Here is a 23,912-nt window from a genome sequence, read left to right on the forward strand (position 1 = left end):
GACTTGCCATCCCGAGCGGCCGAGAGACCTGGCTCCACGACGCCGCAGCAACCACCCCACCTGGGGGCAGGTGCTTCAGCCAGGAACGATGGAGGATCACGTGCCCAGGATGCGAATGCTCACGCGCCGGCGAGTCGTGGACCACGGCCGCCGCACGGTCTCCGGCTGTCGCAGCTGACGAGCTGATCGCCCCGGCGCTCCTCCCCTCCCCACCGCCGCGTCCCCGTCCGGACGCACCTGCCAGCTGAAGACCCCCGGTCGCCCGCGCCCCGAGCGCGCGCTGCCGCACGCAGTCGTGGAGTGAAAACGTGATCACTGTCGAGAACCTCACCAAGTCCTTCCCCGGGAGTACCGGGCAGGTTCGCGCGCTGGACGGCGTGAACCTGGACGTCGCCGCGGGCACCGTGCTCGGCGTGGTCGGCCCGAGCGGCGCCGGCAAGTCCACCCTCGCCCGGTGCGTCGCGCTGCTGGAGCGCCCCGACAGCGGCGCGATCCGCGTCGACGGCACCGACCTCGTCTCCCTCGACGGCACCGCCCTGCGCGCCGCCCGCCGGCGCATCGGCGTCGTGCCCCAGGGCGATTCCCTGCTGCGCCAGCGCACCGCCGCGGGCAACGTCGCGCTGCCGCTGGAGGCCGCCGGCGTGGCCGGGCCGCAGCGCCGCACCCGCGTCGCCGAGCTGCTGGACCTGGTGGGCCTGACCGACAAGGCCGGCAGCTACCCCGACCAGCTCTCCGGCGGCCAGCGCCAGCGCATCGCGGTCGCCCGCGCGCTCGCCGCGCAGCCCTCGGTGCTGCTGGCCGACGAGCCGACCTCCGCGCTGGACCCGGACACCACCGGCTCGGTGCTCACCGTGCTGGACCGGGCCCGCGCCGAGCTGGGCGTGACGGTGCTCGTGGTGACCCACGACATGGGCGTGGTGCGCCGGATCTGCGACGACGTCGCGGTCCTGGAGGACGGGCGCGTGGTGGAGCACGGCAAGGTGCTCGACCTGGTGTCCGACGCCGGCAGCCGCACGGCCGCGTCGCTGCTGCCCGCCGCGGACCAGAACCCGGCGGTCGACAGCGCCTACGACCGGGTCGCCGACGTGGTGCTGGTCGGCTTCGCCGCGGTCGGCGCGCTGCTGCCCGAGGTGACCAACCGGTTCGGCATCGAGCTGAACCTGCTGGGCGGCGGCCTGACCAGGCTGGGGGAGACCCCGGTCGCGCGGTTCCGCGTCGGGCTGAAGGGCGAGCGCTCGGACTCGGCGCTGGAGTGGATCTCGGAGGCGGGCGGCTCGGTGCGGCGGACCCTGGCGGGGCCGCAGGGAGTCGCTGCGTGAGGTCTGCGACACCCTGGTCCACCGTGTTCGACGAGGTCCTGCTCGCCACCGGCGAGACGTTGTACATGGTGGGCGTCTCCACCCTGATCGCGGTCCTGCTCGGCACCCCCGTCGGCATCTGGCTCCAGCTCACCGCACCCGGTGGGCTGAAGCCCCGGCCGCTGGCGCACAAGGTGCTCGGGTTCGTGGTGGACCTCGGCCGCTCCATGCCCTTCCTGGTCCTGCTGGTGGTGCTCACCTCGCTGACCAGGCTCCTGCTCAGCACCACCATCGGACCGACCGCGGCCATCGTGCCGCTGGCCGTGGGCGCCATCCCGTTCGTCGGCAGGCTGGTCCAGAACGTGCTGTCCGAGGTGCACGTCTCCGTGGTGGAGGCGGCGGTGACCACCGGGTCCTCCACCACCCGCATCGTGCGCAGCGTGCTGCTGCGCGAATCGCTGCCCGCGCTGGTCAACGCCATCGGCGTGACCGCGATCGCCCTGCTCGGCTACTCGGCCATGGCGGGCGTGGTCGGCGGCGGCGGGCTCGGCGACCTCGCCGTGCGCGAGGGCTACCAGCGGTTCAACGACCGCTACCTGTGGAGCACGGTCGCCGTGCTCGCGGTCGTCGCCACCGCGATCCAGTTCACCTCCAACCGCGTGGCGCGGGCCGTCGACCGGCGCCGCCACGCCTCCGTCTGACCTCTCTCGCACACCCCCGCGAGCTTCTCACCCCCGAAGGAACGACATGCGTATCCGTGCTGCCCTGCTGGCCGTGCTGCTGACCGCGGCGGGCTGCGGGAGCGGTGACCCGACCGGCGCCGCCTCCGACCCGGGCGCGCCGCTGAAGGTCGGCGTGAGCCCCGTCCCGCACGCCCAGGTGCTGAAGTACGTGGCCGAGAACCTGGCCGCCTCGAAGGACCTGAGGATCGAGGTGGTGGAGTTCACCGACTACGTGCAGCCGAACACCGCGCTGGTCGACGGGTCGCTGGACGCCAACTACTTCCAGACCGTGCCGTACCTGGACACGTTCAAGGCCGAGAGCGGCGCGGACCTGGAGTGGATCGGCCCGGTGCACCTCGAACCGCTGGGCCTGTACTCGAACAGGCACCGGGCCGCGGCCGACCTGCCGGACGGCGCGCGGATCGCGGTGGCCAACGACGCGACCAACGAGGCGCGCGCCCTCCAGCTGCTCCAGGCCAACGGCCTGATCAAGCTGAAGGCGGGCACCGAGAGGACCGCGACGGTCCGGGACGTCGAGGACAACCCGAAGAACCTGGAGTTCGTCGTGCTGGAGGCCGCCCAGCTGCCGCGCTCGCTCGACGACACCGACGCGTCCGTGATCAACGGCAACTACGCCATCGACGCGGGACTCAACCCGGCCGACGACGCCCTGGCGCTGGAGAAGACCGAGGGCAACCCCAACGCCAACGGCCTGGTCACCCGCGCCGAGCTGAAGGACGACCGGCGCGTCCGGGACCTGCTGGCCCTGCTCCAGTCCCAGCAGGTCAAGGACTACATCGCCGCCACCTTCTCGGGCTCGGTCCTCCCGGTCTGACCGTCCTGAACGTGTAACTCGGGGGTCCTGGACGTACGACTCGCGGGGTCTGGGCGTACGACTCGCGCGAGTCGTACGTTCGGGACTGTCGTGTCGTACGTTCGGGACCCCCGAGTTGAGCGTTCGGGGGATCCGGTGCTGGTCAGGGGTGGGTGGGCGCGGGCACCCCCGGGACGCCCGTAGGCTTCAGGGCGTGCTCGCTGTCGTCCCGCCCCCGGTCACCGTCCGCGTCCCGGCCAAGGTCAACCTGCACCTGGCCGTGGGTGATCCGCGCGCGGACGGCTACCACGACCTGGTGACGATCTTCCAGGCCCTGTCGCTGACCGACGAGGTCACCGTCGCCATCGCCGAGGACCCCGGGGTGGAGGTGCACGGCGAGGGCGCCGACTCGGTGCCCACCGGCGCGTCCAACCTGGCCTGGCGGGCGGTGCGGGTGCTGGCCGAGCACGTCGGCCGGGACCCCGAGGACCCGAAGGTCCGGGTGGTGATCCGCAAGTCCATCCCGGTCGCGGGCGGCATGGCGGGCGGCAGCGCGGACGCGGCCGCGACGCTGGTCGGCCTGTCCTCGCTGTGGCGGCTGGAGGTCTCCCGGGACGAGCTGGCCGAGCTGGCCGCCAAGATCGGCGCGGACGTCCCGTTCGCCATCTACGGCGGCACCGCGCTGGGCACCGACCGCGGCGACCGGATCGTGCCCGTGCTGGCGCGCCACCCGTTCCACTGGGTGCTCGCCTTCGACCGGCGCGGCCTGGCCACCCCCGAGGTGTTCGACGAGCTGGACCGGCTGCGCGCGGACGGCGACCCGCCGCGCGTCGGCGACGCGGAGGCGGTGCTGGAGGGCCTGGCGTCCGGCGACCCGCGGCAGCTCGCGCTGCTGCTGGGCAACGACCTCCAGGCCGCGGCGGTCTCGCTGCGCCCGAACCTGCGGCGCACGCTGCGGGCGGGCGTGAACGCGGGCGCGCTGGCCGGCATGGTGTCCGGGTCCGGCCCCACCTGCGCGTTCCTGTGCACGGACGGCGACTCGGCGGTCCGGGTGGCGGCCGAGCTGGCGGGCGCGGGGGTGTGCCGGACGGTGCGCGTCGCGCAGGGCCCGGTGCACGGCGCCCGCGTGATCGGCACCGAGGAGCCCCGGCCGACCCCGCCGGAAGTGCACGCCTGAGCTCGACCGTTCCGCCCGTCTCGACGAAGGTGCTGGTAGTGGCCAACCTGGTCAATCTTGAGAACGTGTCCAAGTCGTTCGGCGTGCGCCCGCTGCTCGACGGCGTGTCCCTCGGCGTCGGCGAGGGTGACCGGATCGGCGTGGTGGGCCTCAACGGCGGTGGCAAGACCACTCTGCTGGAGGTGCTGGCCGGCGTCGCCGAACCGGACGACGGGCGCGTCAGCCGCAACCGCGGCCTGCGCATGGCCGTGGTCACGCAGCGCACCGAGCTGGCCGAGGGCTCGACCGTGCGCAACGCCGTGCTCGACCCCCTCGGGTACGGCGCGGAGCACGAGTGGGCGGCGGACGCGCGGGTCCGCTCCATCCTCGACGGCCTGGGCATCACCGGCTTCGGGCTGGACTCGCCGGTGGGCACCATGTCCGGCGGCGAGCGGCGGCGGGTCGCGCTGGCCTCGGCGCTGGTGCGCGACCTGGACCTGGTGGTGCTGGACGAGCCGACCAACCACCTCGACGTGGAGGGCGTGCGCTGGCTGGCCGACCACCTGCTGGCCCGGCGCACCGCCCTCGTCGTGGTGACCCACGACCGGTGGTTCCTGGACACCGTGTGCAGCCGGACGTGGGAGGTCACGGGCGGCCGGGTCGAGCAGTACGAGGGCGGTTACGCCGACTGGATCTTCGCGCGGGCCGAGCGCGCCCGCCTGGCCGACACGGCCGAGGAGAAGCGCCGCAACCTGGCCCGCAAGGAGCTGGCGTGGCTGCGCCGCGGCGCGCCCGCCCGCACGTCCAAGCCGCGCTACCGGATCGAGGCGGCCGAGGCGCTGATCTCGGACGTGCCGCCGCCGCGCGACTCGGTGGAGCTGCTGGCCTTCGCCAAGCGCCGCCTGGGCCGCACGGTGCTGGAGCTGGAGGACGCCACGCTCGCCGTGCCGGACCGCGTGCTGGTGCGCGACCTGACGTGGCGCATCGGACCCGGCGACCGGGTCGGCATCGTCGGCGTGAACGGCTCGGGCAAGACCACGCTGCTGCGGGCGCTGGCCGGCGAGCAGCCGCTGGTGACGGGGCGCCGGGTCCAGGGCCAGACGGTGAAGCTCGCGCACCTGAGCCAGGAGCTGCACGACCTCGACGGCTCGATGCGGGTGCTGGAGGCGGTCGAGGAGATCGCCCGCCGGGTGGTGCTGGGCAAGCAGGAGATGTCGGCCTCGCAGCTGGCCGAGCGGTTCGGTTTCTCCTCGCAGCGGCAGTGGACCCCGGTCGGCGACCTGTCCGGCGGCGAGCGGCGGCGGCTCCAGCTGTGCCGGCTGCTGATGGCCGAGCCGAACGTGCTGCTGCTCGACGAGCCGACCAACGACCTGGACATCGACACCCTCCAGCAGCTGGAGGACCTGCTCGACTCGTGGCCCGGCACGCTGGTCGTCATCTCCCACGACCGGTACCTGGTGGAGCGGGTGTGCGACCAGGTGGTGGCCCTCCTCGGCGACGGCGGGCTGACCGACCTGCCCGGCGGCATCGAGGAGTACCTGCGGCGGCGCGACCGGCAGCTGGAGGTCGCGGTCCCGGCGGCGAAGCCCGCGGCGGCCCCGACGACGGGCGCCGACCAGCGCGCGGCGCGCAAGGAGCTGGCCCGCCTGGAGCGGCGGCTGGAGACGTTGCAGAAGAAGGAGACCGACCTGCACGCGAAGCTGGCGGGGGCGGCCACCGACCCCGAGCGGCTGCTGGCCCTGGACGCCGAGCTGAAGGCCGTGCTGGCGGAGGCGGAGGACGTCGAGGCCCGGTGGCTGGAGGCGGCGGAGACGGTGGAGGGCTGAGGTCGTGGAGGGCCGACGGGGTGCGGAGGTCTGAGGCGCCGGAGGGCTGAGGCGCGCCGGCGGGGCCCCGCGACGGGACGACCCCGCCGGGCCGCGGGTGCTCCGGGCCCCTCCGGCGGCCCGCCCGGCCGTGGCACCCCGGCCGCGCGCCCCTACCTCCCCCGGCGGCGCAGCTCCGCCACCAGCAGCGGCATCAGCTCGTCGACGAACGCGCAGTCGTAGCCCTGCCCGGTCATCAGCGACTGGGCGAACCGGGCCTTGGCCACCTCCGCCGCCGACGCGCCGACCATGCCGTCCAGCGCGATGCCGACCTCCTCCAGCACCCGGTCCACCTGGGACGTCCGGTAGCCGCGCGCGGCGGGGCCCGCCAGGGGGATCTTGAGCTGCCGCAGCTGCTTCCACGACGTGATCGGGGGCAGCGCGGCCGGTCGCGGCGGACCCTCGGTGAGCTGCTTCTCCACCCGCGCCAGGAACGCGTCCACCTCGTTCTCGTCGTACCCGCGCCGGCCGAACACGGGGCGGCTGAAGCGGACCTCCCGCACCTCGCCCGCCGTCAGGTCGTCCTGCCCCAGCATGGTGTTCTCGACGCGGTCCAGGAACCTGTCCACCTGGGACTCCAGGTAGCCGCGCCGCCCGCGCGGCGGTTTGCCGAACGACACCGTGCGCACGTCCCGCGCGGTCAGCGGCCGGGTGCCCGGCCCCGGTCGCGGCCGGGTCGGCGGCGGGGGCGGGGTGCGCTCCAGCGTCACCACGACCAGGTCGAGGAACGTGTCCACGTCGTCCTCGTCGTAGCCGACCGTGCCCGGTGGCGCGTGGCCGAACTCCTTGTCCTGGACCTCCGTCGCGGTCAGGACGTCCCGGCCCGCCAGCGTCTCCTCGATCCGGTCCAGGAACGCGTCGACCTGGCCCTCGTGGTACCCGCGGTTGCCGGGCCTGGGCTTGTGGAACCGCACGCCGCGCACGTCCTCGGGCGTCAGCCGCGGCGCGGGGCGCATCCCGGTGGACGTGGCGTGCGCGCCGATGGCGGGCGCGGACGCCTGGCGGCGTTGCGGCGTGGAGCCGAGGGTGTCCGCGACGAGGTCCATGAACGCGTCCACCTCGGCCGCGTGGTAACCGGGCAGCGCGGGTCTGAACCGGACCCGGCGCACGTCCCGCTCGGTCACGTCGTCCCGACCGAGCAGGGTTTCCTCGATCCGGTCGAGGAAGGCGTCCACCTGGCCCTCGTCGTACCCCGGTCGACCGGGCGGCGGGCGGTGGAAGGCGACCTGCCGCAGGTCGCGGGCGCTCAGCAGCGGCGCCGGGTGTGCCGGCGTGTGCTGACGCGCGTCGAACCCGGTCACCCGGTTACCTCCTCCGTGTGGTGTACCGGGGAGTATCGCGGGCCGATGGGCCGGATGTTTCGCCCTATCGGCTCAATGAGCCCACCGGATCGCTCTACCCTGGCGGTCATGAGCCGGTTCGTGGACACGATGGTGGCAACCGCCGCGGGCGCCCTGGGGCGCGACAAGGGCATGACCACGGGGGAGCCGGGCACCCCGGTCCGCCGGACGTGGCTGGAGGTGCACGAGCGGGCGGCCCGCGCGGCGGGCGCGCTCGTGGCGGGTGGCGTCGAGCGGGGCGCGGCGGTCGCGGTCCTCGCGGGCGACCCGGCGGCCATCGCGCCCGCCGTGCAGGCGGTGTGGCTCGCGGGCGGCAGCACCACCATGCTGCACCAGCCCACCGCCCGCACCGACCTGGCCGAGTGGGCCGAGGACACCCTGCGCGTGCTGCGCATGATCGGCGCGGAGCTGGTGCTGCTGGGCGCGCCGTTCGACGCCCTGGCCGACGTGCTCGACGGGCACGGCGTCGCCTACCGCCGGATCGAGGACCTGGACGGCGACCCGCTGCCCGCGCCGGTCGGGGTGGACGAGGACGCGTCCGCCCTGCTCCAGCTCACCAGCGGCTCCACCGCCGACCCGAAGGCCGTCCGGATCACCCACGGCAACCTGTGGTCCAACGCCGAGGCCATGTGGACCGCCGCCGAGCTGGACCCGGAGCACGACGTGATGGTGTCGTGGCTCCCGCTGTTCCACGACATGGGGATGGTCGGCTTCCTGACCGTGCCCATGCTGTTCGGCCTCGAACTGGTCAAGGTCACCCCGGTCGACTTCCTCGCCGGCCCCACCCTGTGGCCGGACCTGATCAGCCGGTACGGCGGCACCATCACCGCCGCCCCGAACTTCGCCTACGCCATCGCGGCCCGCCGCATGAGGGGCGTGGACGACGGCGCGTACGACCTGTCGAGGCTGCGCATCGCGCTCAACGGGGCCGAGCCCATCGACCCGGCCGCGGTGACGGCGTTCACCGACGAGGGCGAGCGGTTCGGCCTGCGCCCCGAGAGCATCCTGTGCGCCTACGGCATGGCGGAGACGACGCTGGGCGTGGCGTTCGCGCCCGTGTTCACCGGCATGGCGGTGGACGTGGTCGACCCGGAGGAGCTGGAGGCGGGCAAGCACGCCGCCCCGGTCCCGGCCGACCACCCCAACGCGCGGGCGTTCCCGCTGCTCGGGCCGCCGCTACCGGGCCTGGAGGTGCGGGTCGTCGACGAGGCGGGCGAGGCGCTCGGGGAGCGGCGCGTCGGCCGGCTGCGGGTGCGCGGCGAGGCGGTGACCCCCGGCTACCTCACCGTGGACGGCCCGCGGGCCACCCGCGACGACGAGGGCTGGCTCGACACCGGCGACGAGGGCTACGTGGTGGACGGCCAGGTGGTGGTCTGCGGGCGCCGCAAGGACGTGATCATCATGGGCGGCCGCAACATCTACCCCACCGACATCGAGCGCGCCGCGACCTCCGTCGAGGGCGTGCGCGCGGGCAACGCGGTGGCCGTGCGGCTGGACGCGGGCACCCGGCGCGAGCGGTTCGCCGTGGTGGTGGAGTCGAGGTTCGCGGGCGACGACGAGGCGGTGCGCGTGCTGGCCAAGGAGATCGGCGCGCGGGTCGTGGACGCGGTCGGGCTGCGGCCGTACTCGGTGGTCGTGCTCAAGCCCGGCAGCCTGCCGAAGACGCCCTCGGGCAAGCTGCGCCGCTCGGCCGCCGCGGTCCTGGTGCCCGCCGCGGGGTGAGGGCGGGGTGACGGCGGCGCGGCGGGCACTCGCGCACGTGGCGGCGCGGTCGACGGGGCCACCCCTGGACCGCGCCCCGCGGGTGAGGTCTGGCACCTGCTCGCCCGCTTCGGGCGCCGACGGCGCTCGTGCCGGTGGCGCTCGTTCAGTGCGCCTCGTCCAGCGGACCGCGTTCAGTGCACTTTGTTCAGTGCACTTTGTTCTGGGCGCTTTCCAGCCCCAGCTCCAGCAGCGCCTCGACGGCGTCGGCCGTGCGGTCCAGCTCGAACGCCAGCTCCTTGCGCTCCACCACCGAGAAGTCGCGCAGCACGTAGTCGGCCGGGTCCATCCGACCCGGCGGCCGGTCGATGCCGAAGCGCACCCGGTGGTAGTCCTTGGTGCCCAGCGACTTCGTGATCGACCGCAGGCCGTTGTGCCCGTTCTCGCCGCCGCCGAGCTTGAGCCGCACCGTGCCGAACGGCAGGTCCAGCTCGTCGTGCACCACGACGACCGACGCGGGCGGCACCTTGTAGAAGTTCGCGGTGCCGGCCACCGGCCCGCCGGAGGTGTTCATGTAGCCGCGCGGCTTGGCCAGCACGACCCGGCGCCCGGCCAACCGGCCCTCCAGCACCTCCGCCCCGCCCCGGTGCGCCTTGAACCGGCCGCCCACGCGGTCGGCGAGCACGTCCAGCACGAGGAAGCCGACGTTGTGGCGGTTGCCCTCGTACTTGGGGCCCGGGTTGCCCAACCCCACGACCAGGTGCACGTCATCGGCCACGGAACCGCAACTCCTGCTCAAGCTCGTCCAACAGGGCGTCCACCGCGTCCACCCGGTACCCGCGCCGGAGCCCCGACGTGGTGCTGAACCTGGTGTGGCGGACCTCGACCGAGGTCATCCGGCCCCGGCCGTCCAGCGTCGCGGCGGCCCGGCCGAGGAACGCGTCGACCTCGCCGCGATCGTAGCCGTTCGACGACCTCGCCAGCTTCACCGCCAGCAGCGCCTCGCCGCTCTGGAGGCTGGTCGGCGGCACGTGGCCGCTGCGCAGCTGCTGCTCCAGGGCCGTCAGGAAGGCGTCCACGGCGCGCTGGTCGTACCCGCCGGGCACCTCGGTGAACACGGCCCCGCGCACCTGGTCGGGGTGCAGCGGCACGCGGCCCGCCAGCGAGTCGGCGATGCGCAGCGCGAACGCGTCGACCTGCGCCGGGTCGTAGCCCTTGCCGCGCTTGTGCGGGAACCGCGTCGAGCGCACCTGCGCCGGGCTGAGGTACGGGAACGGCACGCCGCCCCAGCCGTGAGGCGGGGGAGGCGTGCCGTCAGAACTGCCCGACGTGATGGGCTCAGCCCTCTTCGCCGGCCTCGCCGGCCTCGGCGGCGTCGCCGCCCTCCATCTGCTCGGCGGTGGGCGCGGCGCCGATCGCGAGGACCATGGCCTCCGGGTCGGTGGCCAGGGTGGCGCCCTGCGGCAGGGTCAGGTCGGAGGCGTGCACCTGGGTGCCGGCCTCGGCGCCCTCGATGGACAGCTCGACCTGGTCGGGGATGTTGAGGGCCTCGACCTCCAGCTGGATGGTCGTCAGGTCCTGCTGGACCAGCGTGCCCGAGGCGGGCTCGCCGGTGACGACCACGGGCACCTCGACGGTGACCTTCTCGCCCCGCTGCACCAGCAGCAGGTCGACGTGCTCGATGTAGTTCTTGATGGGGTGGGTGGTGACGGTCTTGGTCAGCGCGAGCTCGCTGGCGTTGTCGATGTCCAGCGTCAGCACTGCGTTGTGACCGTGCTCGCGGACGACACGGGCGAACTCGAGCGCCGGCAGGGCCAGGTGCTTCGGGTCGGAACCGTGGCCGTAGAGCACCGCGGGGATCTTGCCTGCGCGGCGGGTGCGGCGGGCGGCGCCCTTGCCGAACTCGGTGCGCTGTTCTGCGGCGAGACGGACCTCGGACACGGTGGGGCTCTCCTAACGGTATGGCCTTGACGTCGGGCTGGCGAGGAGCGGGGGCTTGTCGGCCTGCGGCGGCGGGTGCGCGCGGATGGTGGACACGCGCGGCATCACAACACCGCCGCGTCGATCACGCCGAGCTTGGAGCTCGCCCTCGCCGAGGCAACCCGACCAGTGTAAGCCGGACCCGCGACGAGTCCCAACCGGGGGTTGTTTCCCCGCCACCCACCGGTGAAACCCCCTGTTCAGCTCGACTTCAGGCGGGCGTTCCGGTCGCGCTGTCCAGTGCTGTTGGGCCATTCGGGTGGTGCTCCGAACGGGTGGTGGATCCGGGCCGGCGGCGTGGCCGACCACCGACCGCGCACCCGCACCCGCACCGAACAGCACACCCGCACCGCGCCCGTGAACGAGCGAGGGGCCCCGACCGCACCGGCGGTCGGGGCCCCTCGCGGCGCACCGCGTCAGGCGTTGCCGTCGAACAGGGACGTCACCGAGCCGTCCTCGAAGACCTCCTGGATCACCCGGGCCAGCAGGGGGGCGATCGGCAGCACGGTCAGCGCGTCGAACCGCTTCTCGGCCGGGATCGGCAGCGTGTCGGTGAACACGACCTCGCGGGCGCCGCAGTCGCGCAGCCGCTCCACCGCCGGACCGGACAGGATCGCGTGGGTGGCCGCGATGACCACGTCGGACGCGCCCTCGGCCAGCAGCTGCTCGACCGCCTTGGTGATGGTGCCGCCGGTGTCGATCATGTCGTCGATCACCACGCACAGGCGGTCCTTGACCTGCCCGACCACGCGGTTGGCCACGACCTCGTTCGGCCGCAGCGGGTCGCGGGTCTTGTGGATGAACGCGATGGGCGTGCCGCCCAGGGTGTCCGCCCACTTCTCGGCCAGCTTGGTGCGGCCCGCGTCCGGCGACACCACGGTCAGCTCCTGGCCCGCGTACTTGTCGCGGATGTGCTCGGCCAGCAGCGGCATGGCCCACAGGTGGTCCACCGGGCCGTCGAAGAAGCCCTGGATCTGCGCGGTGTGCAGGTCGACCGACACGAGGCGGTCGGCCCCGGCGGTCTTGAACAGGTCGGCCACCAGGCGCGCGGAGATCGGCTCGCGGCCGCGGTGCTTCTTGTCCTGCCGCGCGTACGGGTAGTACGGCATGATCACGGTGATGCGCTTGGCCGAGGCCCGCTTGAGCGCGTCCACCATGATCAGCTGCTCCATGAGCCACTGGTTGATGGGGGCGCAGTGCGACTGGACCACGAACGCGTCGCAGCCGCGCACGCTCTCCTCGAAGCGCACGAAGATCTCGCCGTTGGCGAAGTCGTAGGCCGACTGCGGGGTGATCGACACGTTCAGGTGCTTGGCGACCTGCTCGGTCAGCTCGGGATAGGCCCGCCCCCCGAACAGCATCAGGTTCTTCTTCGGCGTCCCGGCCATCGTGGGGTTCACGTCAGCGCCCTCCGTCGGTTGTGCCTGCATTGTCGGGCGACAGGGCGCGCTCCGCCGCCTCCGCGGCGGCGGTGCCCGACCTGCGGGTGATCACCCAGCCGTCGAGGTTGCGCTGCGGTCCGCCCGACACGCCCAGGGCGCCCGGTGGCACGTCGCGCCGCACGACGGTCCCGGCGCCGGTGTAGGCGCCGTCCCCGACCGTCACCGGCGCGACGAACATGTTGTCCGAGCCGGTGCGGCAGTGGGAGCCGATCGTGGTCCGGTGCTTGCGCACGCCGTCGTAGTTCACCGTGACGCTCGCCGCGCCGATGTTGGAGTGCTCGCCGATGGTGGCGTCGCCGATGTAGCTCAGGTGGGGGACCTTCGACCCGGTGCCGATGTCGGAGTTCTTGACCTCGACGAACGTGCCGATCTTGCCGTCCGCGCCCAGCCGGGTGCCCGGCCGCAGGTAGGCGAACGGGCCGACGGAGGCGCCCGCGCCGATCTCCGCGCCGCTGCCGTGGGTGCGCACCACGGTCGCGCCCGCGCCGATCGAGCACCCGCTCAGGGTGGTGTCCGGGCCGACGACCGCGCCCTCGCCGACCACCGTGCCCGCGCGCAGCTGCACGCCCGGCTCGACCAGCACGTCCCGGCCCAGCCGCACGTCGGCGTCCAGCCACGTGGTGGCCGGGTCGACCACGGTCGCGCCCGCGCGCATCGCGGCCTCGACCAGGCGGCGGTTCAGCTCCGCGCCCAGCCGCGCCAGCTGCACGCGGTCGTTGACGCCCTCGACCAGCCACGGGTCGTCGATGACGAGCGCGCCCACGCGCCGGCCGTCCGACCGCGCGATGGTGAGCACGTCGGTCAGGTACAGCTCGCCCTGGGCGTTGTCGGTGGACAGCCGGGACAGCCCGTCGCGCAGCACGGCCGCGTCGAACGCGTACACGCCCGAGTTGACCTCGGCGATCGCGCGCTGCGCCTCGGTGGCGTCCTTCTGCTCGACGATGGCCTCCACCTCGCCGGCGGCCGACCGCACGATCCGGCCGTAGCCGGTGGGGTCGGCGACCACGGAGGTCAGCACCGTCACCGCGTTGCCCCGCGCGCCGTGCTCGACGAGCAGGGCGCGCAGGGTGTCGGAGTCCAGCAGGGGCGCGTCGCCGTAGGTCACCACGACGGTGCCGCCGAGGTCCGCGGGCAGCTCGGCCAGGCCGCAGCCGACCGCGTGCCCGGTGCCCTTCTGCTCCTCCTGCACCGCGACGGTGACCTTGCGGTCCAGCGCGGTGGACAGCGAGTCGAGGTGCTCGGTGACCGCGGCGCGGCCGTGCCCGACCACGACGGCCAGGTGATCGGGGTCGGTCCCGGCGGCCGCGCGCACCGCGTGCTCCACGAGGGAGCGGCCCGCGATGCGGTGCAGGACCTTGGGGACGGCTGAGCGCATGCGGGTGCCCTCACCCGCCGCGAGGACGATGGTGCTGACCGGGGTGGGAACACCCTCAAGCATCAGCGCTCTCCCTAGCTAGGCGTGCCTGGCGGCGGGAGAGACCTGGCTCCCGCCAGGTGTTGATACTAAGCCTCCGAGGAGGGCTCGCCCTCCACGGCGGCAACCCGGCAGCCACCTCTGCGCTTCGCCGCGTACATCGCGGAGTCGGCTCGGGCGAGGGCCGCGTGGGCGGCTTCGAGGGGGCGCACGGAGATCACGCCGACCGACAGCGTGACCCCCCTGGACAGGTCGGAAGGCAGCTCCGCGACGGCATCCACGGCCCGGCCGAGGGCCGCCTCGGCGGCGTGCAGCGGCGCGCCGGGCAGCAGCACGACGAACTCGTCGCCGCCGTACCGGGCCACCAGGTCGTCACCCCGCAGGGCGCTCCGGAGTGTGCTGGCAATCACGCGCAGGACGTTGTCGCCCTCGGCGTGCGAGTACTTGTCGTTGACCACCTTGAACCCGTCGAGGTCCACCAGCGCGATGGCCATCGGGTGGGTCTGGGCGCTGATGAGCGCGTCGAGGCGGTCGTCCAGGGCGCGGCGGTTGGGCAGGCCGGTGAGCGGGTCCTGGAGCGCCTGCTGGGCGATCGCGCCGTGCGCCCGGGTCAGCCGTTCGTGGTCGCGGCGGGTGAGCAGGGTGGCCGTGCGGGCCTCCTGCATCAGCCACAGCTCGACCTCCAGCGCGTTGGCGTAGGTCTGGAGGGCGGAGATCGTGCGCTCGCCGCGGGGGCCGGACATGCGGGCGAACTCACGGGTCAGGCACAGCATCAGGGTCGGCTCGGAGGTGTCGTGCTCCAGCCGGCCGCGGGCGTCGTGCAGGACCTGGAGCGCCTGCTGCGGCAGCTCCTCCATCTCCAGGCAGCGGGCCAGCGCGATGGAGACGATGATCAGCTCCCGCGCGTACATGGCCAGCTCGCGCAGCGTCCACAGCCGCGAGATGTGCCCCGCCCCCGGCTTGGCCAGCGCGTGGGCCGCGCCGATCACCGGCACCTGCTCGGCGGCGGAGCGGTCGCGCCGGCCGGGGTGCAGCGACTCGCGGAACGGCAGCTCGGAGGCGGTGGCGATGGCCGAGGCGGTGGCGAACCGCTCGGTCGCCTCGCCCAGGTTGTCCACCCGCTCCAGGCGCAGGCCCCAGCCGATGAGCAGGCGGGCCCGGTTGACCAGGTGCACGTAGATCAGGTGCGGGTTGGCGCTGTCGCGGATCGCGTTGTGCGCGCGGGCCAGCACCTCGTCGGCCATCTCGTAGACGCCCAGCTGGGTGAGCACGAGGCCGGTGGTCTGGAGCGCGGACGCGAGCAGCCGGTCCCAGGTGCGCTTGTCCATCACCGGGTCGGGGGTGAGGTTCTCCTCCAGCATGGCCAGGCCGCCGGCGACCTCGGTGAGCGCCTTGTCCTCGAACCCGCCCAGCAGGTAGCGGCGGCCGCGCAGCGCGTGCGCCTCGGCCTCCAGCACCACCAGGCCGTGCCGGCGGCAGTGCGCCAGCATCTCGTCCAGGACGGAGTCCGACAGGTCGACCAGGCCGGGGGTGACGATCCGGACCACCGCGGCCGCGCGCAGGAGCTGGCCGACGATCCGGGGCTCACCGCGGCCCTGGGCCTCGGCGAGGATGTCGTCGACCTCGTGGGCGGCGTCGAGCTGGTCCGAGAGGTGGCTGCTCTGGGCCACGGCCACGAGTTCGCTGGCGCGGCCCACCAGCCACGCGTCGGACATCTCGTGGAGCGTCGGCGCCACGTTGCCCTGCTCGTCGACCGCTTCCCCGTGCAGCGACTCCCACCCCCATGCAGACGCAGGGCGGCCGACCCGGACGCCCCGACCCGACCCTCGCTCCGCCACCAGGATTCGAACCTGGACCATCGGAACCAAAATCCGAGGTGCTGCCTTTACACCATGGCGGAACGGCCGGGCTGGCCCCGACCGCGCGAAGACATGTTGTCACGAGTCCCCCTCGGAGGTCAGCAGCACCACTCAAGTGGCGGCACGCCCTGGGTAACCCGATCATGACTAACCGTGTTCTGCCTGGTCAGGGGGTCAAAGTTGGGGTCGTGGCGACAGTGCATATGCACTTCTGGTCCCCGGTGAACAGGCGTGGACATCGCCTCTCCGGGTGGCCGAACCATCGCCTGATCGGGTCAGCGGACGACTTCCGCGCGCAGGAATCCCGCCACCACCCGCTCGTAGGCGGCGGGATCCGCGTTCCACGCCGCGGTGTGCTCGGCCCCGGGCACCTCGACGTAGCGCACCGGCCAGTCCAGGCCCGGCGCGGCGGCCGCCAGGTCCCGCGACGCGCCCGCCGGCACGGTGCCGTCCGCGCCGCCGTGGACCAGCAGCGTCGGCGGCCGGTGCGCGGGCGGGTGCTCGGCCAGGTCGAAGCGGTCGAAGTCCAGGTCGGCCCGCCAGTCCGAGACCAGCTCCGCGACCGGCACGAACGCCTCCGGCACGCCCCGCCGGCGCGACTGGAGCTCCAGCGTCCTGGTCCAGCTCACCACCGGCGCGTCCAGGACCACGGCGGCCACCGCGCCCGCCTCGGCGGACCGGCCCAGGAACTGCCCGACGACCGCGCCGCCCATGGACCACCCGTAGAGCACGACCTCGCGGGCCCCGTGCTCCAGCGCGTACCGCACCGCCGCCTCCACGTCGCGCCACTCGGTGTCGCCCAGGTGGTACAGCCCGTCGGGGGAGCGCGGCGCGCCCTCGTCGTTGCGGTAGGTCACGGCCAGCACGGGCAGCCCCAGGGCGTGCAGGGTGGGCGCGACCCGCAGCACCTCCGCCCGCGACCCGCCCCGGCCGTGCACCGCCACGACCCAGGTGGACGAGGTCGCGGGCACCAGCCACGCGGGCGCGTCCCCCAGCTCGGTCCGGATCGGCACCTCCGCGTAGTCCAGGCCGCGCGCGGTCCGCGGGTCGGTGGGCCACACGGCCGTCTCCAGCCGCACCCGCGTGCCGTCGGGCGGCGCCGCGCCCCGCAGCTCGCGCACCACCCCGCCCCCGGCGCGCTCCACGACCGCGCCGACCTCCGCGCTGCCGCCCGGCCAGACGAGGCCCCAGGTGCCGGGGAGCGCTGTGACCCTCGACTCGCGCAACACCACCGTTCCGGCGGTCGACGAGACGACCTCGTCGCGGTAGCCGGGGCGCGCGTTCGCGGGGTCGAGCAGCTCGCCGCTGTAGTACCAGCCGCCACCCAGCGCACCAGCGCTGAGCAGCACCGACACCACCACCACCGTGATCACGAGGAGCCTGGTGCGACGTCGTGCCCGACCGTTCGGTGAACCCACCACCGCATGATGCCCGCGACGCGCCCGACACGCCCGGCTTCCGAGAACACGCCGTGACTTTCCGCCAGGGTGTGGCGGGATCGGGTCACCCAACCTACGCTTGCGTAAGTTACGGTCCCGTAGGTAGCCCCGAACCCAAGAGGTAGATGTATGACCAGCACCCTGGACAGCAGGCCGCAAGACGGATCCGACCGCGGGCCCAAGCCGCTGATCAGCGGACGACGCGGTCACGTCGAGCAGTTCAGCGTGTACGTGTTCGTCATCGTGCCGTTCCTGGCCCTGCTCGCCGCGGTCCCGCTCGCCTGGGGGTGGGGCCTGGGCTGGGTGGACGTGGCGCTGTTCGTCGTCTTCTACTACCTCGCCGGCATGGGGGTGACGGTGGGCTACCACCGCTACTTCACGCACGGCTCGTTCAAGGCCAACCGCCCGCTGAAGATCGCGCTGGCGATCGCGGGCGGCATGGCGCTCCAGGGCCCGGTGATCGTCTGGGTCGCCGACCACCGCCGCCACCACGCGTTCTCCGACCGCGAGGGCGACCCGCACTCGCCGTGGCTGTTCGGCACCGGCCCGGTGGCGCTGGCCAAGGGCTTCTGGCACGCGCACACGGGCTGGCTGTTCAACCGCGACCAGACCAACGCCGCCCGCTTCGCGCCCGACCTGCTGGCCGACAAGGACCTGGTCCGGATCGACCGGCTGTTCCCGCTGTGGACCACGATCAGCCTGCTCGCCCCCGCCCTGCTCGGCGGCCTGATCACCATGTCCTGGAGCGGCGCGCTGAGCGCGTTCTTCTGGGCCGGCTTCGTGCGCGTCGCGTTCCTGCACCACGTCACCTGGTCGGTCAACTCGATCTGCCACATGGTGGGCGACCGCCCCTTCGCCGCCCGCGACCGCTCCGCCAACGTGTGGGCGCTGGCGATCCTGAGCTTCGGCGAGTCCTGGCACAACCTGCACCACGCCGACCCGACCTGCGCGCGGCACGGCGTCAAGCGCGGTCAGCTCGACATCTCCGCGCGGGCGATCTGGCTGTTCGAGAAGTTCGGCTGGGCGACGGACGTGCGCTGGCCCACCGAGCAGCGCCTGGCGCGGATCACCGCCAAGAAGTGAGCTCAACGCCCCTTTACCGCACCCGCCCCTCGCGCCCGGCGCGAGGGGCGGGTGTTTAGTGTGGTCTGAATGGTCGGGAGAAGGCGCGGCGACGACACACCGGTCCCCCGGGTGCGGATGACCGGCAAGGAGCGGCGGGAACAACTGCTCGACGTGGCGCGCGCCCTCTTCGCCGAGAAGGGCTTCGAGGTCACCTCCATCGAGGAGATCGCCCACCGGGCGGGCGTGTCCAAGCCCGTGGTCTACGAGCACTTCGGCGGCAAGGAGGGCATCTACGCGGTCGTCGTGGACCGCGAGATGCAGTCCCTGATGGACCACATCGTCAACGCCCTGTCCGGCGGGCACCCGCGCGAACTGCTCGAACAGGCCGCGTGCGCGCTGCTCGACTACATCGAGGGCTCCACGGACGGGTTCCGCATCCTGGTGCGCGACTCACCCGTCGCCTCCTCCAGCGGCACCTTCTCGTCGCTGCTCAACGACATCGCCTCGCAGGTCGAGTCGATACTGGGCCTGCACTTCTCCCGGCAGGGCTACGACCGCAAGCTCGCCCCGCTCTACAGCCAGGCCCTCGTCGGCATGGTGGCGCTGACCGGCCAGTGGTGGCTGGAGGCGCGCCGGCCGAAGAAGGACGAGGTGGCCGCGCACCTGGTCAACCTGGCCTGGAACGGCCTGTCGCACATGGACCACAAGCCCCGGCTGCGCCACCGCTAGCCGTTGGTGATCCGCAGGACCTCGTCGTCCTCGCCGTTGGACGTGGTCACGTACAGCGCGCCGTCCGGTCCCGACTCGGCGCCGCGCAGCCGGCCGTGGGTGCCCTCCAGCTCCGGCGGGATCGCCACCGAGTGCACCCCGCCCTCCTGGGTGATGGTGAACAGCAGCACCTTCTCGCCCTTGAGCGCGGTCACCGCCAGCACGCCGTCCAGGTCGCCCCACTGCGCGCCGCGCAGGAAGGCGGCGTCGCAGATCGCCTCGGTCGGCTGCCCCGACGACCACGCCGCGGGCACCGCGTCCGGGAAGCGCTCCAGGTCGGTCATCGGCACGCTCTCGTCGTAGCCGCCGGTCGTGCCGCCGCGGGACGGGTCCCAGCCGTAGTTGCCGCCCGGCTGGAGCACGTTGACCTCGTCGTCGGTGCTCGGGCCGTGCTCGGCGGTGAGGACCAGGCCGTCCTCGCGCACGGCCACGCCCTGGATGTTGCGGTGGCCGTAGGTGTAGATCCGGTCGCCGAACGGGTTGCCGGGCGCGCCCTCGCCGGTCTCCAGGTCGATCCGCAGCACCTTGCCGCCGAGGCTGCCCAGGTCCTGCGGGACCTCGCCCCGCGCGGTGTCGCCGGTGCCCACGAGCAGGCGGCCCTCGTCGTCCAGCGCCATCCGGCAGCCCGAGTGCCGCCCGCCGGAGCTGCTCGGCAGGCCGGCGAGCAGCGGGTCCTTCACCCTGGTGGCCCTGGTCCCGTCGAGGACCCAGGTCACCAGCCGCACGTCCGAGTCGGTGTTGAAGCAGGTGGTGAACCTCTTCGAGGTGTCGAAGTCGGGGTGCACGACCAGGCTCATCAGCCCGCCCTCGCCCCGGGCGGCCACGTCGCCGAGGTCGGCCTCGACGTCGGTCACCGCGCCGTCGTCGACCAGGGCGATCCGGCCGGGCCGCTGGGGGACGAGCATCCGCCCGTCGGGCAGGAAGCCGACGTCCCACGGGTGGGACAGGCCGGACGCCACGACCTCGACCTCGAGACCGGCGGGCGCGGCGGCGGAGGGGGCGCTGCCGCCGGCCTCCTGCGACGTGCACCCGGCCAACACCACGACAGCGGCAAACCCGACGACTCGGCGCATGTCGCCCAGCATGACGGGTCGGCCGTGTGCTCGCCGTCTGCGGGGCCTTCCCCGGGCTGCTTCCGGACTTTCGCGGCTTTCCGGCCCCGCGGTTCCCCGACGGTTCCCCCCGCGCCCCGGCGGCTCCCCTCCGCGCCCCCTGGCGGCTCCTCCCGACCGACCACGATCGGGTGATCCTGCCGGGGCGTCGACCGGGCGCTCCGCCCCCGCGCGCGAACAGCCCTGGTGGGCGGTGGTGCGCCCACCCCAGCCCTGCCTCCCGCCCCGCTCCCGTCCCCGCTAATCCGCGCGCGGCCCGTCGGGCGTGCCCGTAGGCTGGTGTCCAGAGAACCCCTCCCGCGGCGGCTTCCTCCAGGTCCCGGGCAGGGGTCTGTCCGCATCGCCCCCGGGAGCTGCTCACGATGCCCCAGCCCGGTCCGCTGTCCGGCCTGTTGACCGCCGTCCTGCCCGACAAGGCGCTGCGCGCCCTCGTCGACTCCGTCGGCGTGCCCGAACTGGAGCTGGAGGGACCACCGGCGGCCCGGCCGCTGGTCGCCGCGGCCCTGGCGGGCAGCACCCCCGTGCTGGCGGTGACCGCCACCGGCCGCGAGGCCGACGAGCTGCGGGCCGTCCTGTGCGACCTGATCGGGCCCGAGCAGGTGGCGCTGTTCCCGTCCTGGGAGACGCTGCCGCACGAGCGCCTGTCCCCGCGCGCGGACACCGTCGGCGCCCGCCTCCAGGTGCTGCGCCGGCTCGCCCACCCCGGCGACAACCCGCTGCGGGTCGTGGTCACCACGGTCCGCAGCCTGATCCAGCCGATGGCGCCGGGCCTGGGCGAGCTGCGGCCCGTCGACCTGGAGGTCGGCTCCGAGCACGACTTCGAGCAGCTGCTCGTCGACCTGACCGGCCTCGCCTACACCCGCGTGGACATGGTCGAGAAGCGCGGCGAGTTCGCCGTGCGCGGCGGCATCCTGGACGTGTTCCCGCCGACCGCCGAGCACCCGCTGCGGGTGGAGTTCTGGGGCGACGAGGTCAGCGAGATCCGCCCGTTCTCCGTCGCCGACCAGCGCTCGCTGCCGGAGGAGGTGCGGGCGTTCACCGCGCCGCCGTGCCGGGAGCTGCTGCTCACCGAGCAGATCCGGGCGCGGGCCGCCGCGCTCGCCGCCGAGCACGAGGCCGACGCCCAGCTGCACGAGATGCTGGAGAAGCTGGCCAACGGCATCCCGTCGGAGGGCATGGAGGCCCTCATCCCGGCCCTGTGCGAGGGCGCGCTCCAGCTGCTCACCGACGTGGCGCCCGAGGGCACGCACGTGGTGCTCAACGACCCCGAGAAGATCCGCGCCCGTGCCCACGACCTGGTGCGCACCGGCCAGGAGTTCCTGGAGGCGTCGTGGATGGCCGCGGCGGGCGGCGGCAAGGCGCCCATCGACCTGGGCGCGTCGGCCTACCGCGGCCTGGCCGAGGTCGGCGAGGCCGCGCGCGCCGCCGGCCGGCCGTGGTGGACCCTCAGCCAACTCACCACCGAGGGCTCGGACGTCCTGCGGATGGAGCTCGAGCACGTCGAGGCGTACCAGGGCGACGTGGACCGCGCCTTCGCCGACCTGCGCGCGCACACCGCGGCCGGCGGCACGGCCGTGCTGGTCGTGCCCGGCGCGGGCACCGCCCACCGCGCCACCGAGCAGCTGCGCGACGCCGAGGTGGCCGCCACCTGCGCCGACGCCCTCACCGCGGCGCCCCGACCGGGCGAGGTCACCGTGGTCCGGGGCGCGCTGGAGGACGGGTTCGCACTGCCCGAGCTGGCCCTGGTCGTGCTCACCGAGACCGACCTGACCGGCGGGCGGCACGGCACGTCCACCAAGGACATGCGCCGGATGCCCTCGCGCCGCCGCAACGCGGTGGACCCGCTGGCGCTCAAGCCCGGCGACTTCGTCGTGCACGAGCAGCACGGCATCGGCAAGTACGTGGAGATGGTGCAGCGGACCGTGGCCGGGGCCACCCGCGAGTACCTGGTGCTGGAGTACGCCTCGTCCAAGCGCGGCCAGCCCGGCGACCGGCTGTTCGTGCCCACCGACCAGCTCGACGAGGTGTCCCGCTACGTCGGCGGCGAGCTGCCCACGCTCAACCGGCTCGGCGGCAGCGACTGGAAGAACACCAAGGCCAAGGCGAAGAAGGCGGTCAAGCAGATCGCCGCCGAGCTGGTGCAGCTCTACGCCGCCCGCCAGTCCGCGCCCGGCCACGCGTTCGGCGCCGACACGCCGTGGCAGCGGGAGCTGGAGGACGCGTTCCCGTTCACCGAGACCGTCGACCAGATGGCCGCGATCGACGAGGTCAAGGCCGACATGGAGAGCGGCGTCCCGATGGACCGGGTGATCTGCGGCGACGTCGGCTACGGCAAGACCGAGATCGGGGTGCGGGCGGCGTTCAAGGCGGTGCAGGACGGCAAGCAGGTCGTGGTGCTCGTGCCGACCACGCTGCTGGCCCAGCAGCACCTGAACACCTTCACCGAGCGGATGCGCGCGTTCCCGGTGAACGTCCGGGGCCTGTCCCGGTTCACCGACGCGGCCGAGGCCGAGCAGACCGTGGCGGGCCTGGCCGACGGCGAGGTGGACGTGGTCATCGGCACGCACCGGCTGCTCCAGAAGGGCCTGCGCTACAAGGACCTGGGCCTGGTCATCGTGGACGAGGAGCAGCGGTTCGGCGTCGAGCACAAGGAGCACATCAAGGCGCTGCGCACGCACGTGGACGTGCTGACTATGTCCGCGACCCCCATCCCGCGCACGCTGGAGATGTCGCTGGCGGGCATCCGCGAGATGTCCACCATCCTCACCCCGCCCGAGGAGCGGCACCCGATCCTGACCTACGTCGGCCCGTACGACGACAAGCAGGTCGGCGCGGCCATCCGCCGCGAGCTGCTGCGCGACGGCCAGGTGTTCTACGTGCACAACCGCGTGTCGACGATCGAGAAGGCCGCCCGCCGCATCCGCGAGCTGGTCCCCGAGGCCCGCGTGATCACCGCGCACGGCCAGATGAACGAGGACAAGCTGGAGAAGATCATCCAGGGCTTCTGGGAGAACGAGTACGACGTGCTCGTGTGCACCACGATCGTGGAGACCGGCCTGGACATCTCCAACGCCAACACGCTGCTCGTGGAGCGCGGCGACCTGCTCGGCCTCTCGCAGCTGCACCAGCTGCGCGGGCGCGTCGGGCGCGGCCGGGAACGCGGCTACGCCTACTTCCTGTACCCGCCGGAGTCGCCGCTCACCGAGACCGCGCACGACCGGCTGGCCACCATCGCGCAGAACACCGAGCTGGGCGCGGGCATGGCCGTGGCCATGAAGGACCTGGAGATCCGCGGCGCGGGCAACATCCTGGGCGCCGAGCAGTCCGGGCACATCGCGGGCGTCGGCTTCGACCTGTACGTGCGGCTGGTGGGCGAGGCCGTGGAGGCGTTCCGGCGGCACGCGGGTGCGGGCGCGGACGGCGAGGAGGAGCCGGCCGAGGTCCGGGTGGACCTGCCGGTCGACGCGCACATCCCGCACGACTACGTGCCGGGCGAGCGGCTGCGGCTGGAGGCGTACCGCAAGATCGCGGCGGCGGTCGACGAGGCGGCGCTCCAGGCCGTGTGGGACGAGCTGAAGGACCGCTACGGCACGCCGCCGCTGCCCGTGGAGCGGCTGCTGGCGGTGGCGCGGTTCCGGCAGGGGTGCCGCGAGCACGGCGTGACCGAGGTGGTGCTGATGGGCCAGAACATCCGGTTCACGCCGCTGGACCTGAAGGACAGCCAGCTGGTGCGGCTGCGGCGGCTGCACCCCAAGGCGGTGCACAAGCAGGCGACCTCCTCGGTCAGCGTGCCTAGGCCGACGGAGGGAGCGGCAGGCGGCCGGATGGGCGCGCCCCAGTTGCGCGACCAGGAGCTGCTGGACTGGTGCGCCCAGTTCCTGCGGTCCCTGGCGGTGAGCCCCGTCACGGGGGCTTCATCGCGGTCGTGAGAAGGTAC

18 protein-coding genes, 1 tRNA gene and 1 riboswitch are annotated in these 23,912 nt (G+C 73.6%); of the genes, 9 read left to right on the top strand and 10 right to left on the bottom strand.

The genetic code is table 11. The annotated features are described in order from the left end of the window. Positions 1 to 3 precede the first annotated feature (3 nt). Positions 4 to 95, top strand: a riboswitch (SAM riboswitch). A gap of 213 nt (positions 96 to 308) precedes the next feature. The 5 genes from Q5530_RS25805 to Q5530_RS25825 all read left to right on the top strand — a co-directional run bounded on the left by Q5530_RS25805 (position 309) and on the right by Q5530_RS25825 (position 5,816). Beyond that, a complete protein-coding gene (locus tag Q5530_RS25805; protein WP_415365340.1) occupies positions 309 to 1,319 on the top strand; it encodes a methionine ABC transporter ATP-binding protein in 1,011 nt (336 codons plus the stop codon). Next, the gene (locus Q5530_RS25810) at positions 1,316 to 1,999 is read left to right on the top strand and encodes a methionine ABC transporter permease (RefSeq protein ID WP_380637384.1); all 684 of its coding nucleotides are present in this window, start codon (positions 1,316 to 1,318) and stop codon (positions 1,997 to 1,999) included. The genes Q5530_RS25805 and Q5530_RS25810 overlap by 4 nt, the downstream gene beginning before the upstream one ends. Positions 2,000 to 2,045: 46 nt before the next feature. Beyond that, positions 2,046 to 2,855 (top strand): MetQ/NlpA family ABC transporter substrate-binding protein, encoded by an 810-nt coding sequence (locus Q5530_RS25815; RefSeq protein WP_415365342.1) that lies wholly within the window; start codon positions 2,046 to 2,048, stop codon positions 2,853 to 2,855. Between the two features lie 193 nt (positions 2,856 to 3,048). Continuing rightward, entirely contained in the window at positions 3,049 to 4,011 is a 963-nt protein-coding gene (locus Q5530_RS25820) for a 4-(cytidine 5'-diphospho)-2-C-methyl-D-erythritol kinase (RefSeq protein ID WP_415365344.1), read from the top strand. 38 nt (positions 4,012 to 4,049) lie between these two features. Then, a complete protein-coding gene (locus Q5530_RS25825) occupies positions 4,050 to 5,816 on the top strand; it encodes an ATP-binding cassette domain-containing protein (RefSeq protein ID WP_415365346.1) in 1,767 nt (588 codons plus the stop codon). Positions 5,817 to 5,968: 152 nt separating this feature from the next. Here the strand turns inward: Q5530_RS25825 and Q5530_RS25830 are convergent, their stop codons facing one another. Beyond that, positions 5,969 to 7,156: a DivIVA domain-containing protein gene (locus tag Q5530_RS25830; RefSeq protein ID WP_415365347.1), complete on the bottom strand. Its 1,188-nt coding sequence runs from the start codon at positions 7,154 to 7,156 to the stop codon at positions 5,969 to 5,971. 108 nt (positions 7,157 to 7,264) lie between these two features. Here Q5530_RS25830 and Q5530_RS25835 point away from each other — a divergent pair, with 108 nt between their 5' ends. Further along, positions 7,265 to 8,917 carry a fatty acyl-AMP ligase gene (locus Q5530_RS25835; protein ID WP_415365348.1) on the top strand — a complete coding sequence of 551 codons (1,653 nt, stop codon included), beginning with the start codon at positions 7,265 to 7,267 and terminating at the stop codon, positions 8,915 to 8,917. A 187-nt stretch (positions 8,918 to 9,104) separates the two neighbouring features. Here the strand turns inward: Q5530_RS25835 and pth are convergent, their stop codons facing one another. The 8 genes from pth to Q5530_RS25875 all read right to left on the bottom strand — a co-directional run bounded on the left by pth (position 9,105) and on the right by Q5530_RS25875 (position 16,964). Beyond that, entirely contained in the window at positions 9,105 to 9,674 is a 570-nt protein-coding gene (gene pth / locus Q5530_RS25840; RefSeq protein ID WP_415365349.1) for an aminoacyl-tRNA hydrolase, read from the bottom strand. Next, positions 9,664 to 10,176 (bottom strand): DivIVA domain-containing protein, encoded by a 513-nt coding sequence (locus Q5530_RS25845; protein ID WP_380637391.1) that lies wholly within the window; start codon positions 10,174 to 10,176, stop codon positions 9,664 to 9,666. Before Q5530_RS25845 ends, pth begins: the two co-directional genes overlap by 11 nt. A 58-nt stretch (positions 10,177 to 10,234) precedes the next feature. Further along, the gene (locus Q5530_RS25850) at positions 10,235 to 10,837 is read right to left on the bottom strand and encodes a 50S ribosomal protein L25/general stress protein Ctc (RefSeq protein WP_415365352.1); all 603 of its coding nucleotides are present in this window, start codon (positions 10,835 to 10,837) and stop codon (positions 10,235 to 10,237) included. 455 nt (positions 10,838 to 11,292) lie between these two features. Next, a complete protein-coding gene (locus Q5530_RS25855; RefSeq protein WP_380637429.1) occupies positions 11,293 to 12,264 on the bottom strand; it encodes a ribose-phosphate diphosphokinase in 972 nt (323 codons plus the stop codon). Positions 12,265 to 12,277: 13 nt separating this feature from the next. Next, positions 12,278 to 13,756: a bifunctional UDP-N-acetylglucosamine diphosphorylase/glucosamine-1-phosphate N-acetyltransferase GlmU gene (glmU, locus tag Q5530_RS25860; RefSeq protein ID WP_415365354.1), complete on the bottom strand. Its 1,479-nt coding sequence runs from the start codon at positions 13,754 to 13,756 to the stop codon at positions 12,278 to 12,280. Between the two features lie 65 nt (positions 13,757 to 13,821). Then, positions 13,822 to 15,591: a GGDEF domain-containing protein gene (locus Q5530_RS25865; RefSeq protein WP_415365355.1), complete on the bottom strand. Its 1,770-nt coding sequence runs from the start codon at positions 15,589 to 15,591 to the stop codon at positions 13,822 to 13,824. After that, positions 15,562 to 15,632: transfer RNA gene (locus Q5530_RS25870), tRNA-Gln, on the bottom strand. The genes Q5530_RS25865 and Q5530_RS25870 overlap by 30 nt, the downstream gene beginning before the upstream one ends. A 234-nt stretch (positions 15,633 to 15,866) precedes the next feature. Beyond that, the gene (locus Q5530_RS25875; protein WP_415365356.1) at positions 15,867 to 16,964 is read right to left on the bottom strand and encodes an alpha/beta hydrolase family protein; all 1,098 of its coding nucleotides are present in this window, start codon (positions 16,962 to 16,964) and stop codon (positions 15,867 to 15,869) included. 195 nt (positions 16,965 to 17,159) lie between these two features. Between Q5530_RS25875 and Q5530_RS25880 the strand changes: the two genes are divergently transcribed. Together Q5530_RS25880 and Q5530_RS25885 are read left to right on the top strand one after the other, a co-directional pair. Then, entirely contained in the window at positions 17,160 to 18,113 is a 954-nt protein-coding gene (locus Q5530_RS25880) for an acyl-CoA desaturase (protein WP_415365357.1), read from the top strand. Positions 18,114 to 18,230: 117 nt separating this feature from the next. Beyond that, a complete protein-coding gene (locus Q5530_RS25885) occupies positions 18,231 to 18,824 on the top strand; it encodes a TetR family transcriptional regulator (RefSeq protein ID WP_380637430.1) in 594 nt (197 codons plus the stop codon). On the opposite strand, the gene Q5530_RS25890 is transcribed toward Q5530_RS25885, so the two are convergent. Continuing rightward, positions 18,821 to 19,936 carry a PQQ-dependent sugar dehydrogenase gene (locus Q5530_RS25890; protein ID WP_415365358.1) on the bottom strand — a complete coding sequence of 372 codons (1,116 nt, stop codon included), beginning with the start codon at positions 19,934 to 19,936 and terminating at the stop codon, positions 18,821 to 18,823. The two genes, Q5530_RS25885 and Q5530_RS25890, sit on opposite strands and share 4 nt — an antisense overlap. A gap of 401 nt (positions 19,937 to 20,337) precedes the next feature. Between Q5530_RS25890 and mfd the strand changes: the two genes are divergently transcribed. Continuing rightward, a complete protein-coding gene (mfd, locus tag Q5530_RS25895; protein ID WP_415365359.1) occupies positions 20,338 to 23,904 on the top strand; it encodes a transcription-repair coupling factor in 3,567 nt (1,188 codons plus the stop codon). The last annotated feature ends 8 nt before the right edge of the window (positions 23,905 to 23,912 follow it).

Origin of the sequence: Saccharothrix sp. BKS2 (genome assembly GCF_047689505.1) — a bacterium.
Taxonomy (GTDB): Bacteria; Actinomycetota; Actinomycetes; order Mycobacteriales; family Pseudonocardiaceae; genus Actinosynnema; species Actinosynnema lopnurensis.

Coding starts and splice junctions, on each gene's coding strand:
- Q5530_RS25815 (WP_415365342.1), top strand. CDS start 2,046: ATGCGTATCCGTGCTGCCCTGCTGGCCGTGCTGCTGACCGCGGCGGGC.
- Q5530_RS25835 (WP_415365348.1), top strand. CDS start 7,265: ATGAGCCGGTTCGTGGACACGATGGTGGCAACCGCCGCGGGCGCCCTG.
- Q5530_RS25855 (WP_380637429.1), bottom strand. CDS start 12,264: ATGGCCGGGACGCCGAAGAAGAACCTGATGCTGTTCGGGGGGCGGGCC.
- glmU (WP_415365354.1), bottom strand. CDS start 13,756: ATGCTTGAGGGTGTTCCCACCCCGGTCAGCACCATCGTCCTCGCGGCG.
- Q5530_RS25865 (WP_415365355.1), bottom strand. CDS start 15,591: ATGGTCCAGGTTCGAATCCTGGTGGCGGAGCGAGGGTCGGGTCGGGGC.
- Q5530_RS25880 (WP_415365357.1), top strand. CDS start 17,160: ATGACCAGCACCCTGGACAGCAGGCCGCAAGACGGATCCGACCGCGGG.
- Q5530_RS25885 (WP_380637430.1), top strand. CDS start 18,231: ATGACCGGCAAGGAGCGGCGGGAACAACTGCTCGACGTGGCGCGCGCC.
- Q5530_RS25890 (WP_415365358.1), bottom strand. CDS start 19,936: ATGCGCCGAGTCGTCGGGTTTGCCGCTGTCGTGGTGTTGGCCGGGTGC.
- mfd (WP_415365359.1), top strand. CDS start 20,338: ATGCCCCAGCCCGGTCCGCTGTCCGGCCTGTTGACCGCCGTCCTGCCC.